The organism is Sphingobacterium sp. LZ7M1 (genome assembly GCF_024296865.1).
GTDB lineage: Bacteria > Bacteroidota > Bacteroidia > Sphingobacteriales > Sphingobacteriaceae > Sphingobacterium.
In genome coordinates this window covers 446,912-461,507 of sequence record NZ_CP101134.1, presented here as the reverse complement: position 1 = coordinate 461,507, position 14,596 = coordinate 446,912, and the positions used below count along the sequence as shown (strand labels likewise).

The following is a 14,596-nucleotide window of genomic DNA, read 5'->3' as shown; positions in this document are numbered from 1 at the left end:
TCTATAATAAATCTCCAATTACCTTGTTACATATTTCCAGAAGCTAAAAAGCTTTCTAGATTTGAGGTAATTCAGGTTATGTTCATTTTCATAAGCTTCCCGCTCAAAGGAGATATTCAGGTAGGCCCTAGTAAAGTTGCGGTATTGTAGCATTCGCAGGCTGAATTCCAAAAGATAGAGTAAATAAAACGGGAAAATGAGCAACTCCAAGGCTTGCAGAACGTGGATTCGTTCATGATTGATCAGAATCCTGTTGTCGCGATCAGAAGAATGTTTGAGGAAGATAAAAGGAAATATGGTAATAGCTTGCGCTTTTCCCATGGAAAAGAACTTGGTCCAAAACTTACTTACAATTACTTTACCTTTCATCTAAAGTTTAAAATTACGAAATCGCCTTTAACTTTATATCAATCATGGTTTTTTTGATTTTCAAACTTAGATTGTATATTTGTTAATACACTAAAATTAAAAGTTCATGCCGTACAAAGAACGAGAAATAAACAAGCTGTATTATACCATGGGAGAAGTCACTGAGATGTTCGGTGTAAATGCATCTCAAATCCGTTTTTATGAGCGTGAATTCGATATTCTACAACCTAAGAAAAACAAAAAAGGGAATCGTCTATTCACCCAGAATGATATTGCGAACCTCAAGATCATCTTCAATTTGGTTAAGGACAAGGGTTATACCCTACAAGGAGCGCGTGAATTCTTAAGAAGCAACAAGAACGAAGCAAGGGAGAACCAAAGGATCATTGAATCTTTGGAGGGGTTAAAAAGCTTTTTAATTGAAGTGAGGGATAGTCTATAAGGCTCTGCTTCCTAATTCTATAACTTCCAAATTTTCAATTTTATCTCCATTAATTTCAAAACGCATTGCGGTCCTTATCTGATGCCAACCTTGTTTACCGGCAGCACCGGGATTGAGGTGGAGCAACTGTAGCTTCGGATCAAACTGTACCTTCAGGATATGGGAATGCCCTGTAATAAACAGCTTCGGGGGATTGTTCAAGATTTCAGGTTTGACCAGTGGGCTATATTTTCCTGGGTAGCCACCAATATGGGTCATCCAAACATCGACCTGTTCACAATGGAACCTGAGGTGTTCAGGGAATTTCAAACGGATATCTTTATCATCGATATTTCCATAAACTCCCCGAAGAGGCTTAAAGGCTTCCAATTTCTCGATGACCTCCATGGAGCCAAAATCACCGGCATGCCAGATTTCATCACATTTTTCAAAATGTTTTAAGACCGCATCATCTAGGTATCCGTGGGTATCCGAAAGAAGTCCGATTTTCATATTAAAAAGCTAAAAAATAAGGTTGTAAGATCTGTTTATAGGCATCTGAATATTGGGATCTCTCCTGATAGATAACAAAAGTCTGCAGCTCAGGTTTGATTTCTTGTCTTTGGAAACTCAGTATGCAGCGAAAGGGCTCTGAATCAACAAAGGATTGCATATTGGTCTGTTGGTCCAGAAATAGTTGATTCCCTTTAGCTTCAGTTACCATAAAATCTAAGAGTTCCGTAGGCACCACGATCTGCAATTTTCCATGGACTGAAAGCTTTGAGCCTGCAAAATTGAACAGACCCTTAAAGAATTCCACATCGGTATGTTTGGCCACTTTCTTCCTTTGATCAGGGTTGTGCAACGAATTGATATAAAAAGGAGGATTAGAGACAATCAGGTCAAATTCAAGTTCTGTCTTCCAATGGAAGATATCAGAATGCACAATGGAAAGACGATCCTGAAAGGGCGAAGCTTGAAAGTTTTCCAATGCCCTTTGGGAGGCTTGTTTATCGATTTCCACAGCCCAAATTTTAGCTTTCGGATATTTTTGGGCCAGCATGAGTGCTATTACCCCTGTACCCGTTCCAATATCTAGGATGGAATCGGCCTGCGTATGTTCAGCGAAGGCCCCCAACAACACCCCATCGGTATTGATCCGCATGGCGCAGTGTTCTTGATTAACTGAAAATTGCTTGAATTGGAAGATATTCCCCATAGGACAAAGGTAATTTTAAATGCTTGTTTTTGAGCTAAAAAAGAACCTTTACTAAAATATTTGTATGCTGGGATTAATCTAAATGGAATCCCTATAGTCTATTTCCCTAAAGACAGACAAGCATATGAAAGCAAAATTACTTAAAATCGTAGCCTTGATCATGGTCGTAGGACTATTTTCAGCCTGTTCAAAAGAATACATCGGGGGATCTTATTTTTATCCTGAAGACTTTGCTGTAGATGTTTTTGATGTCTATAAGGTGAGTCCAGATACCTACCGTGTCGAGTATGCGGTAACTAATCTTTCCAACATTGATTATTACCAAGGACAGGATGGTGATTATTATTTAGAATTCTCCTTGGTTGGACATAATGGGGCACCTTTTTTCAATGAGGCACCCATTGGTACCTTATATGCCGGTGAATCGTTCCGTGGAACGATGATCATTCGGGTCGACCCTCGATTAGGGTATGATCCAAATGACATCTCCTATGATATATATGATGCTGGTAGGTACTAAACTACCAGCATATTTTTTAGTTCTTCAATAAACGCTGGATTTCGTCCAGTTTCATCAATGCCTCTACCGGAGTGAGGGTATTCACATCCAAATTATTCAGCATATCCCGAATCTTTTCTAGCACAGGATCATCAATGGCAAACATCTGAAGTTGATAAGCCTGTTTTTGGATCTTACGCATACTATCCTTGATCTTTTCTCCGCCGGTCCTTTCCTGTTCCAGGCGTTTAAGGATCTCCCCAGCACGTCCGATCAGTTTTGGAGGCATACCTGCTAATTTAGCCACATGTATACCGAAACTATGTTCAGAGCCACCTGGAACCAGCTTTCTAAGGAAAATCACTTTATTATTGACTTCCTTCACACTCACATTAAAGTTCTTGATCCGAGACATGGAAGTACTCAATTCATTCAATTCATGGTAATGGGTGGCAAATAAAGTTTTTGCCCGGCAGGAAGGATGGTTGTGCAGATATTCCGCAATGGCCCATGCAATGGAGATACCATCATAGGTACTGGTACCACGGCCAATTTCATCTAACAGGATCAAACTACGGTCAGACAGGTTGTTCATGATACTTGCCGTCTCGTTCATTTCCACCATAAAGGTAGATTCTCCAGAGCTAAGGTTATCCGATGCTCCAACACGGGTGAATATCTTATCCACGATACCAATAGATGCCTCTTTAGCAGGCACAAAGGAACCGATCTGCGCCATCAGCACAATTAATCCAGTCTGTCTCAGTAAAGCCGACTTACCGGCCATGTTTGGCCCTGTAATGATAATGATCTGCTGACCTTCGGGATCCAAAAAGGTATCATTGGTAATGTAGTCCTGCCCTATTGGTAGATTCTTTTCAATAACGGGATGTCTTCCTCCTTTGATATCGATGTTCTTTCCAACATTGACATCAGGTCTTACATAGAAATTCTTTTCCGCAATGATGGCAAAATTCAAGAGCACGTCCAATTTTGCAAGCAATTGGGCATTTAATTGAATCGGTTTGATATATTCCGCAATAGCGAGCATAAGCTCTGCATAAATACGGTTCTCAATGGCTTGAATTTTTTCCTCGGCGCCTAAGATCTGCTCCTCATATTCCTTCAGTTCCTCGGTAATATAGCGTTCAGCATTGACCAGGGTCTGTTTACGGATCCAACCTGCAGGTACCTTATCCTTATGGGTATTGGTAACTTCCAGGTAATAGCCAAATACATTATTAAATGCAATTTTCAGGGATGGAATACCTGTAGCTTCAGATTCACGTCTCTGAATTTCCAAGAGATAATCCTTACCACCAAAGGCTACCTTTCTCAATTTATCTAAATCAGGGTCCACTCCATCAGCAATAACGTTCCCTTTGTTCAAGGCAACAGGTGGTTCAGCTTGAACGGTCTGTTCGATTTTATCCCGAATGATCAGGCAAGGATTGAGCTGTTCAGCAATAACTTTTAAAGATTCCGATTCCTGTTCTTGACAAAGCTCTTTTAGTTTCTCAACAGCGTAAAGGGCCCTTTTGAGTTGGATGATTTCACGGGGATTCGCTTTTTGCAGTCCAATCTTAGAAATCAATCTTTCTAAATCGCCAACTTGTTTGATCTCTTGGACCAACTGGTCTCTTAGGTTTCTATCTTGATAAAAATCCTGAACGACCTGAAGTCTCTCATTAATGGATTTTTCATCCTTCAGTGGCATAACGATCCATCTTTTCAACAATCTGGCGCCCATTGGCGATGAAGTTTCATCAAGCACGTCTGAAAGCGTAGTTGCATTTTCATTGGCTGAACTGATCAGTTCCAGGTTACGGATCGTAAAACGGTCCAACCACATATATCGATCTTCTTCGATCCTGGAGATATTGGAAATATGCTGCAGGTTTCGATGTTCGGTTTCATTGAGGTAATGCAATGCCACTCCAGCTGCAACTATCCCGATAGGCATACGGTCGATACCAAATCCTTTCATGGAATTGACTTCGAAATGCTTCAGGAGGTTTTCGGTGGCATAATCACCGGTATATGGCCATTCATCCAAGGTATAGGTATAATAGTTGGAACCAAACTGTTCCACGAACTCCTTATATTGTTTTTTTGGAAGGATGATTTCAGTAGGTTTAAAGCCTTGCAAAAGCTTGTCGATATATCCCACGGAACCTTGGGCGACCAAGAATTCACCGGTTGAAATATCCAGAAAGGAGACCCCTACCGCCTGTTTATCCATGAATACAGAAGCCAGGTAATTATTAGATTTCTGTTGGACTATATTTTCATTGTATGAAACACCAGGTGTAACAAGTTCAGTTACTCCTCTTTTTACGATGGTTTTGGTTTGTTTTGGATCTTCCAATTGATCACAGATCGCTACCCGTTGTCCAGCTCGTACCAATTTAGGCAGATAGGTCTCCAGGGAATGGTGGGGAAAACCGGCTAAAGCGGTCTCAGATTCAGAGCCATTTCCTCTCTTTGTCAATACGATACCTAAAATCTTGGCTGCTTTAACAGCATCTTCTCCAAACGTCTCATAAAAATCCCCAACTCTAAACAGCAATAAGGCACCGGGGTATTTGGCCTTGATGGTATTATATTGCTGCATTAAAGGGGTTTGTTTCTTTGCTTTTGCCAAGGTTATTCTTTTTTTGTATAAGATGTAAAAATAGCAGAATTGTGGCGATTTGCAAAACAATGCCTACATCCAAAAAGCATTAGTGAAATGACATAATAATTAAAAAATACATCTTATGTTTGCATAAAATTTCAAAGTAATGGCAATCAAACGTTCTACCAGCAAGAACAGGAAAAAGCAAACCAAGACATCCTTTGGGAGCACACTGAAGACCAAGGTCCTTCCTTGGGTAATCAGGGGAGTGATTGCCTTTTTGGTATTGACCATAATTTGGGTCATTGCCCTACGTTTTACGAATCCTCCCATTACCTATTTGATGTTAAAAAGAGGTTTTGAGCGGAAAGCAGATGGTAAGGATTGGAAACTGGAACGCAAATGGTTGGATTATGAGGACATCTCAAACAACCTGAAGCGAGCTGCATTAGCTGGTGAAGATGCTCATTTCATGACGCACAATGGTTTTGATACCCAAGCGATCAAAGAAGCCTTTGAGAAAAACAAAGAAGGAAAAAGATTAAGGGGCGGAAGCACCATAAGCCAACAAACAGCTAAAAACGTATTCCTATGGCCTGGACGTTCATGGCTCCGCAAGGGTTTAGAAACTTACTTTACGGTACTGATTGAGGTCTTTTGGAGTAAGAAAAGGATCTTGGAAGTATACCTGAACGTGATAGAAACCGGACAGGGAGTTTATGGAGCTGAAGGGGCAGCCCAGTATTACTTTCATAAGTCGGCAAAAAGCCTGACCAAGAAAGAGGCTGCATTGATCATTGCCATCTTGCCAAGTCCACAAAAGTGGGATGCTAGAAGACCTTCTAATTATATTAATAGAAGAGCTAATAGCATCGTGAGGTATATGAATTACTATAGCATACCGGAGTAATGCTAAAATTTATTCCTTATTTATAGATTTCCACTTGGATTTTCCCGTCTGCAGTAACCGTTCCGCGGTACATGCCTTCGGTATTGAATGGCATAGCGACTTCTCCATTTTTGTCGATTGCAATCAATCCACCATCGCCACCTAATTTCCCTATTTCATCGATAACTTCCTGCGAAGCTTTGGCTACATCCATTTTGGCATAATGCATTTTTGCAGACACATTGAATGCAGCAACTGAACGGATAAAAAACTCGCCCCATCCTGTACAAGAAATAGCTACCGTAGCATTGTTGGCATAGGTTCCGGCACCAATAATTGGCGCATCACCCACCCTACCGAATTTTTTATTGGTCATACCCCCAGTGGAAGTTCCTGCCGCAAGGTTACCATGTTTATCCAAGGCCACACAGCCCACAGTTCCAAATTTTTCATCTTTATATGGAGGCAAGAAAGCCTTTTTATCGTCATGGTCCAGTTCAGCACGATCTTTATCTCTTTCCAATGCCCTTTGCAGTCCATCCCAACGTTGCTTGGTCCAGAAATAGGAAGGGTCAACGATTTGGATACCATTATGCTGCGCAAATTCCTCTGCGCCTTTACCAATCATCATGACATGTTCCGATCTATCCATGACAGCTCTCGCTGCACTGATAGGATTCTTGATATTGGTAACACCGGCTACAGCACCAGCCTTTAGATTAGATCCGTCCATAATGGCGGCATCCAGTTCATTTTTTCCTTGATTTGTGAACACGGCACCTTTGCCAGCATTGAAAAGTGGTGAATCTTCCATGATATGGATAGCTGCTTCGATGGCGTCTAAGCTAGATTTTCCCTGTTTGATCTGTTCATAACCAGCCTGAAGGGATTCGGTCAGTTTCTCAATATAGGCTTTCTCCAGGGAGTCCGTCATGTTCTTTTTTAGTATCGTACCTGCACCTCCATGAATGGCTAAAACATACTTTGGTTTTGAATTGCTCTGTGCAGAAGAAGGCGTTAAATTCATCGTTACACACATTAAGATTAATAAGTAGGTTACACTTTTTTTCATAATTAGATTCAGTTTTAAACAAAGAACGCAATAAATACCTAAAAAACAAAAGGGGTGGAAACGCCTTCATCCACCCCTAATCAATCTAAACTGTTAGTTGTTTTATTGTTTTGTCACACTAAGTTTTGCTTTGTTATTTCCTTCAGACAGATCAACTACGAATACATAAGTTGCACCTGCTTCCAGTTTTTTACCAGCCTGAAGACCTAAATTGCCTGGGTCACGGCCATTTGTTCCATCTCCAATCAAAATGATGTCACTAGAGGTTGTCAAGTCTGTATTCTTGAATTCACCGTTCCATCCTTTTTCATGGAAGAATTTGAAGTTGATATTATCGGTATTGATGGATTGTCCAGCCACTACTGTCACTTGGTATTTCTTACCTCCAATTGGTGTCACACAGATGGCCTTTCCTGGATCCCAACCTACCTGATTGTCAGCAACAGTTGGTTTACCGATACCTTCACCAATAATCCAGATAGCTCCGGTACCATCGGCATTCAATCTTGCTAGATCATTTCCGTTCATAGCTTCTACCTTAATATATTTTTTTCCTAGATCGGCAATGAAGCGGTATTTTCCAGACATGGCATTGAAGTAGTACTTATCACCATCTTGACGGATATAGTCCTTATCGACCCACCATCCCGCTGGCATTCCTTCAAAGGTCAATTCTTCATCTTTATTGATCGTTAGGTCAACCGAGAAGATTTCATCTTCAACCATGGACATATCTGTATCATTGATTGCATAACGAAGGAAAGGTGAAGCCGCATAAGTCAAGGTATTGAAACTGATCTTATAAACTCCATCGAAAGCATTAGAAAAAGGAATTGGCGTATTTACCCCTTGCAGGATCGCTTTATTCTCCCATCCAAATTGAATCTTATTTCCGAACTCACCTACTTTAGGCGCTTCGATATAAGCCGGAGCTTTCATCTTAAATTCATCAGAAACCTCGTACTGGTTAGGCCCAACCTTGTTCATGCGATAGGTCTTTCCTTCAGCTACTAAGTTTAAATAAGGAAAATCTGGTCTCGTGATATTCAGGACTTTTTCTTCCGTTTTACTCACCATCTGCACATTTTGAAGAGTAAATTTCAATAAGGCAGAACCATTTGGAATGTTCTTTAAGTAAGGAACATATAATTTCCCAGAGTACGATCCAGCTTCTTTTGTACGTATGGTCTGTTCCGAAACGACTTCATCACTGAACAACAATTGTACTTTCAAGGTAGAAAGGTCTACGCTTTTATCCGAAACATTCACGGTATATTGCAAACTATCGCCAAACAAAGAAGCAGTTGGACTTTTAACTATTTCAATGGCAGGCTCCCCAGCGCCATAAGGCACGATTAATTCATCTTCTTTACAAGAGAACATCAAGCTCAAAAGAAGTGAAAAGGCTAAATAATTGATTAATTTTTTCATTTTTTCCAAGAATAAGAAACAACAGAACCTGCAGGAACATCATAACTGAAATGATTTTTCCCATCCTCAATAACAATTCTAGAATTGCTTCCATTTGCATTTGCAATTACAAAAGCATAGCTACCATCGGTGTTTTTGAAAGCAGCATATGACAATCCAGCATCTGTATAACCTTCAGAACCAATGCGTACTGCACCTGGTTTTACCACGGCTGACATATGTCCGATGATGTAGTAATGTGAGTTTCTGCGAATGGTCTTGTAATCGGCTTTGCTGATATCAACGGCACCATAACAAGTTTGGCAACCACCTTCACGGTTAGGTCCTCTTTCCGAATCCAACATTAAATTCCATACGATCACCCCTTTGCTCCAGTTGTTTACTGTTCCTAAGGCTACTTCACGCATATCCTCCAACAATCTTTTTCCTAGAGCATGGCCGTCATTCCAAGTTCCAATGGAAGTTTCGGTAAAGATCAAATCTTTGTTCGGTGCTTTGGCGTGGATATCCAATAACTCGGCCTTGTCACCACCATAGTTATGGTAAGCAGAACCAGCGAAATAAGCAGCTGCAGCAGGATCTTCAAAAATCTTGATTGGATAATCCTGTTGTTCTGGCATATTATCATAGTTATAGTTATGGTCGAATGCGTAGATTTTGGTTGTTAATCCAGCTGCTTTCATCTTAGGACCAAGCGCATTTTTAACAAATGCTTGTTGCTCATTCCAAAACATGACCAATGAAGCCGAGTTCTTATCGTTCAATGGCTCATTTTGTGTTGTAATGGAGTAAATATTAACTCCATGTTCTTTCATGGCTTGGATCCACTTTACAAAATAGGTTGCATAGTCTTGGTAGTATTTAGGGTTCAAGTGCCCCCCTGTCCAAGAATCGTAGGGTTTCAATTCCGTCAAGTTATTCACTTTCATCCATTTTGGAGGAGTCCATGGCGAGCCCATGATCTTGATTTCTGGATTGATGGCGATAATCTCTTTTAAAACTGGAATCACATATTCCAATTCTTCCGATTGAAGTGCGAAGTTTTCAATTCCTGGTTTATCGGCCAAGGTATATTCATCCAATGAGAAATCAGAACAGCCAATAGCGATACGGATATAGCTTTGCCCCATTCCTTCTGTTGGAGAGAATGTTTCTTTTAGGAATTTCGTACGGTCCTCTGGTGCCATTTTCAACAAGTTGAAGGCTGCAGAACCGGTGATAGCAGAACCAAATCCATCCATGGTTTGGAATGTTTTGCTTTCATCGATCTTAATGGTCTTAGTCCCCATGTTACTGGTCTTGCTAAAGTCCACATAGGATTTTTTGAAATCATGGCTTAGTGATCCGGTTGTTGTATAGATTAATACATCTCCTGATGTAGGGTCTACAGGAACTGGGTCTCCGCCATTGATATTCGTGTCATTTCCACAAGCCGTAAAAATCGAGGAGAACAAGCTTGCAACAAATATATATTTCTTTAAATTATTCATAGTTTCAGTATTAATATCCTAGATTTTGCTTGATTTTAGGGTTTTCATCTATAATCGATTGCGGAATCGGCAAGCGATATGAGTTCTCTGTAAATGGATAAACTTGGGCTTTTCTGCCTGAATCTTTTGCATATACTGCATTCATCACCGATTCAACTTTATTCAAGCGCACAAGGTCATACCAGCGTTGCCCTTCGAAAGCCAATTCTAATCTTCTTTCACTCAACAAGGCATTTAACATGGCGTCTTTGCTTCCTTTAACGGCATTGCTCAATTTCGGAAGTTTCACACGTTGGCGAACTTGATCGATAATTGCAGCTGCTGCTGTAAGATTAGGGCTATCGCCATTGATCAACGCTTCAGCTTTAAGCAATAACAGGTCCGCATAACGAATTTTTATGATGTTACTGAATGCCGAACGAGTTTTATACATGAATGGGTAGTTGCTTGCCGGGTAGTAGTTGCTCCAACCAGCTTGATAATACACTATAGATTCTGTGTAGCGGATCTCATCTCCTTCGCGGGTGAATGCATTTATTAAATCCCTTGAAGGAGTGATCCATTTTGCCCATGTAAAATTGCTATTGTAGTTTGATAGGTCACGTCCAAACATCCAGGTTACCCAGTTTCCATTACCCGCAAAGAATTGGGTTTCTAAAATAGCTTCTTTGCTATTTCTGATCAATGGTTCTGCATTTCCTTCTTGAACGCCAAACAAATTTTTATAATCTGCATCTAAAGCAAATCCATCTGCTGCCAAATCATCCACATATTGAATAACCTTTGCATAGTTACGGATTGGTTTTTCAGAATAGACCTTAGCCAATAAAGCTTTGGCTACGGATTTTGAGAATTTTGTTTTGTTAGCGGCATTATTGGATGGCGCATCGACGATGGCTTCTTCCAATTCCTTGGCCAAGAATTCATAAACCTCCTTTTCAGGCGTCTGGCTCGGGAAATAATCGTCGTAAACCTCTTCGATATTTTCTGCGGTTATATCTTTACCCACTGTGGTCACCAAAGGAATATCTCCCCACAAACGCACCATATCAAAGAAAATCAAAGCTCTTTGAATTTTTGCTTCCGCTTTGTATTGCTTACGTAATGCAGAGGACAGGGAATTGTCAGCCACCGAATCCACATTAACGATCAGGATATTCAGTTTGGCAACATCCTCCAGGTAACGGATCCAATCGCGCTGAACAACTGAATTGGAACCTTCGATGCCGTTATTTTCATAAGGCACTACTTCGGCACCAGTCGTTCCTGCGTAAGCATTATCTGAATGCGATTCAGCAATCAACATTTGGTCAAGATACCAATGTTCCTGTCTATCACGTAGGATATTATATAAGCCTTGCATGTAGTTGTCTACCGCAGCTTTGTCTTTAAAGACTACTTTTTTTCCTTCTTCATTTACCCCTTCGGTCACGTCAGAATATTGACCAAGAGGATCTTTATCAAGAGAGCAGCTTGAGATGGCCACAGTACCGAGTACTGCGATCAGCATCTTCTTCATTATATAAAATTTCATTGTTCTCATCATCATAATCTTAGAACTCCATATTTAATCCAAACACGAACGACCTAGTTTGAGGATATGTACCCCAATCTAAACCTTGCACCCTACCTGAATTTCCCCATTGGTTAACCTCTGGATCCAAGCCGGTGTATTTTGTCAAGGTAATTAGGTTGGTGGCTGAGATAAACGGAGCCAATTTGTTAATTCCAATTTTTGACAAGGCTGGAGCTTTGATGTTATAGGAAAGGGAAATGTTTTTCAAGCGGATATAACTTCCATCTTCTACGAAGTATGAGGAGTTTTTCATATCATAACCTGCACGAGGGACTTCGGTAATTTGACCTGGGACTCTCCAACGTTGAAGAACACGTGTAGATTGGTTTTTACCATCGTACATGCCTTCCATTTCCATTCTGGAAACGTTGTAGATATCATTGCCTTGAGAACCTTGGATAAAGATATTTAGGTTCAATCCTTTGTAAGAAAGGTTATTGGTAAATCCGAAAGTGAAGTTAGGGTTAGGATCACCGATGTAAGTTTTATCATTGACAGTCACTTTTCCATCGCCATTGATATCGGAATAGATCATATCACCAGTTTCAGGATTTACCCCTTCGCTGATATAACCAAAGAAACCACCCACAGGTCTTCCTGCCTCGTTTCTTACTACGGTTTCATTAACATAGTCAGTGGTTCTAGCATCGAAATAAACAGGTTTTAGCACCAATTTGGTAAATTTATTTCTGTTGAAAGAGATATTAAAACCTGAAGACCAAGTTAGGCCTTCGCCTTTTAAGATATCGGCATTGATATTGGTTTCAAAACCACGGTTGGTCATTTCACCCTCATTTCTTTGGATTTGGGAGATATTACCACTACCTGGAAGATCCACCCACATCAACATGTCGGTTGTGTTCTTGTAGTAGTAATCCAAGTTCACGGTCAATCTATTATTGAAACCTGTAAAGTCCAAACCTACCCCAGTTTGTGTTGTTCTTTCCCAGCCTAAGTCAATTGTTCTTAGGTTTTCTGGAGTAACGGAAGCTAAATCGTTGGTTTTACCTTCTTCGAACCATGGTGAACGGATAATATTATAGCGTTGTAAATAAGCATAGTCACCGATACCCGATTGGTTACCTGTTTGGCCCCAACCTCCACGAAGTTTTAAGTCGTTCATCCAAGGCACATCACTTAGGAATTCCTCCGATGATAAACGCCAAGCGGCTGAAACCGATGGGAACATAGACCATCTTTTGCTAGGGTGTAATTTAGAGGAACCATCTGATCTTAAATTGGCAGTTACCAAGTATTTGCCATCATAATTATAGGAAAGACGTCCGAAATAAGACATCATTGCCCAATCAGATGCTGATGAACCGGTACCAGTCCAGGAGATTTTATTGGCCACATTCAAGGTTTCGATCAAATCATTTCTAAAGTGCGAACCGAGGATATAACTGTTGGTATAGTTTGAGCTTAACCAAGCTGTACCTGCCATGGCTTCGAAGTTATGTTTATCAAAGCTTTTATTGTAGGTCAAGGTGTTATCAAAAGTGATGACGGTATTCATGTTTCTAGAATCCGTTGCTTCACCGAATTGGTTCCTACCCCAAGAAGTAGACAATGGGTCCAAGAAAGTAGAAGAAAAAGCATTTCTTCTATCTAGGGCGAACAACGTTTTGAAGTTCAATCCTGGAGTAATGTGAACTGTAGCAGAACCTGATCCAATCAATCTGTTTTCACGGTTGCGGTTATTTCCTGTCGTTGCTAAATTCTCCAGTGGAGAAGTCACGTTCAGACCGTAGAAGTTATTGTAGAACTGTTTCGGATTGAAAGGATCCATGATCGGCGCAAAAGTCGGCGTATTGATTGCAGACAGGACAACCCCACCTCTATTGGAACCTGTACCTTCCACCATTCCGTTTCCGTTATAGTCAGCATAGGAGAAGTTAGCATTCACAGTTAACCAATCCCTCACTTTGTTTTCAATGTTACCCCTGAAGTTATAACGTTTATAGAATGTGGAATGGACAATCCCTTTATCATTTACATAGCCACCGGAAAGGAAGTATTTGATTCTATCGGATCCGTCTGAAATGGAAAGCTGATAATCTTGGGTCAATCCATTACTGAAGGTTTCATCGAACCAATCGGTTTGGTCTGTCAATCCATCAGGCAATTTCACAATACCGATCTCATCCATCAACTCTTTGTATTGCGCTGTGTTTAAGGGCGTAATGCTGTTGGTCACTCTATTTTGAGTCGCTAAAGCATTCAAAGTAATCTTTGGATTTCCAACTCTACCCTGTTTTGTGCTGATCAAGATAACCCCGTTTGCAGCCCTCGATCCGTAGATAGAAGCTGAAGATGCATCTTTTAGGATCTGCATATCGGCGATATCATTAGGCGAAAGGAAGTTGATATTGTCAACTGTTACTCCGTCAACCACATAAAGCGGGTCATTACTTCCGTTGAAGGAAGTGGTACCACGGATACGGATAGAAGTTCCACCACCTGGAGCACCAGAAGGTTGAGAAACGGTTACCCCTGCTGCTTTACCCTGAATAGCTTGGTTGGCATTGACAATTGGTCTTTCGTCAAGGTCTTCCAAGGATACGGAGGAGATAGCGGCTGTTACATCTTTTCTTTTAACTGCACCATAACCGATAACAACGACATCTTCCAGCGCATTTGTTTCTGGAGTCAAAGTGATGGTCAATTCTGCTTGTGCAATTACTTCTTGGCTTTTATAGCCTAGATAAGAAACTCGAAGTTTTGAATTTGCTGGAACATTCTCGAGTGTAAATAGTCCCGTGTTATCTGAAGAGGTAGATGCAGAACCTCCGATAACAGTAATGGTAGCCCCAATAATTGGTTCATTGCTGGCTTCGTCTATAACCTTTCCTGAAACTCGAATTCCATTTTGCGCGAATGCAAAATTTGAAAAAACAGATACCATAAAAAGGAAAAGACCGATACTAACTTTAGTAAAAAGTTTCATACGTCTTATAATCAGTTATGAGATTAATAAAATAATTTAGGGTATACCTAAACTTCCCATTCCAAA

The 14,596-nt window shown here is 40.6% G+C and carries 12 protein-coding genes; 3 read left to right on the top strand and 9 right to left on the bottom strand.

Going from position 1 to position 14,596, the window contains the following annotated elements; genetic code table 11:
* Positions 1-18: 18 nt before the first annotated feature.
* Positions 19-369, bottom strand: a complete 351-nt coding sequence (locus tag NMK93_RS02000) for a hypothetical protein (RefSeq protein WP_237219421.1) — start codon at positions 367-369, stop codon at positions 19-21.
* A gap of 106 nt (positions 370-475) precedes the next feature.
* Between NMK93_RS02000 and NMK93_RS01995 the strand changes: the two genes are divergently transcribed.
* Positions 476-811: a MerR family transcriptional regulator gene (locus NMK93_RS01995; protein WP_093100690.1), complete on the top strand. Its 336-nt coding sequence runs from the start codon at positions 476-478 to the stop codon at positions 809-811.
* Here NMK93_RS01995 and NMK93_RS01990 read toward each other — a convergent pair.
* Together NMK93_RS01990 and NMK93_RS01985 are read right to left on the bottom strand one after the other, a co-directional pair.
* A complete protein-coding gene (locus NMK93_RS01990; RefSeq protein ID WP_254526526.1) occupies positions 806-1,303 on the bottom strand; it encodes a metallophosphoesterase in 498 nt (165 codons plus the stop codon). The two genes, NMK93_RS01995 and NMK93_RS01990, sit on opposite strands and share 6 nt — an antisense overlap.
* A 1-nt stretch (position 1,304) precedes the next feature.
* Positions 1,305-2,009, bottom strand: a complete 705-nt coding sequence (locus NMK93_RS01985) for a tRNA1(Val) (adenine(37)-N6)-methyltransferase (RefSeq protein ID WP_254526527.1) — start codon at positions 2,007-2,009, stop codon at positions 1,305-1,307.
* 124 nt (positions 2,010-2,133) lie between these two features.
* On the opposite strand from NMK93_RS01985, the gene NMK93_RS01980 reads away from it, so the two are divergent.
* Positions 2,134-2,529: a hypothetical protein gene (locus NMK93_RS01980; protein WP_185211290.1), complete on the top strand. Its 396-nt coding sequence runs from the start codon at positions 2,134-2,136 to the stop codon at positions 2,527-2,529.
* A gap of 16 nt (positions 2,530-2,545) precedes the next feature.
* Here NMK93_RS01980 and mutS read toward each other — a convergent pair whose 3' ends face one another.
* On the bottom strand, positions 2,546-5,152 hold the full coding sequence (gene mutS / locus NMK93_RS01975; RefSeq protein WP_254526528.1) for a DNA mismatch repair protein MutS: 2,607 nt from the start codon (positions 5,150-5,152) through the stop codon (positions 2,546-2,548).
* Between the two features lie 139 nt (positions 5,153-5,291).
* On the opposite strand from mutS, the gene mtgA reads away from it, so the two are divergent.
* On the top strand, positions 5,292-6,035 hold the full coding sequence (gene mtgA / locus NMK93_RS01970; protein ID WP_254526529.1) for a monofunctional biosynthetic peptidoglycan transglycosylase: 744 nt from the start codon (positions 5,292-5,294) through the stop codon (positions 6,033-6,035).
* Between the two features lie 16 nt (positions 6,036-6,051).
* Here mtgA and NMK93_RS01965 read toward each other — a convergent pair whose 3' ends face one another.
* The 5 genes from NMK93_RS01965 to NMK93_RS01945 all read right to left on the bottom strand — a co-directional run bounded on the left by NMK93_RS01965 (position 6,052) and on the right by NMK93_RS01945 (position 14,530).
* On the bottom strand, positions 6,052-7,086 hold the full coding sequence (locus tag NMK93_RS01965) for an isoaspartyl peptidase/L-asparaginase family protein (RefSeq protein ID WP_254526530.1): 1,035 nt from the start codon (positions 7,084-7,086) through the stop codon (positions 6,052-6,054).
* Positions 7,087-7,188: 102 nt separating this feature from the next.
* Positions 7,189-8,517 carry a DUF5125 domain-containing protein gene (locus NMK93_RS01960; RefSeq protein WP_254526531.1) on the bottom strand — a complete coding sequence of 443 codons (1,329 nt, stop codon included), beginning with the start codon at positions 8,515-8,517 and terminating at the stop codon, positions 7,189-7,191.
* Complete coding sequence (locus NMK93_RS01955; protein ID WP_185215902.1) at positions 8,514-10,007, bottom strand: glycoside hydrolase family 30 beta sandwich domain-containing protein; 1,494 nt, start codon at positions 10,005-10,007, stop codon at positions 8,514-8,516. The genes NMK93_RS01960 and NMK93_RS01955 overlap by 4 nt, the downstream gene beginning before the upstream one ends.
* Positions 10,008-10,017: 10 nt before the next feature.
* Positions 10,018-11,526, bottom strand: a complete 1,509-nt coding sequence (locus tag NMK93_RS01950; protein ID WP_254526532.1) for a RagB/SusD family nutrient uptake outer membrane protein — start codon at positions 11,524-11,526, stop codon at positions 10,018-10,020.
* A gap of 34 nt (positions 11,527-11,560) precedes the next feature.
* The gene (locus NMK93_RS01945; protein WP_254526533.1) at positions 11,561-14,530 is read right to left on the bottom strand and encodes a TonB-dependent receptor; all 2,970 of its coding nucleotides are present in this window, start codon (positions 14,528-14,530) and stop codon (positions 11,561-11,563) included.
* Between the last annotated feature and the right edge of the window lie 66 nt (positions 14,531-14,596).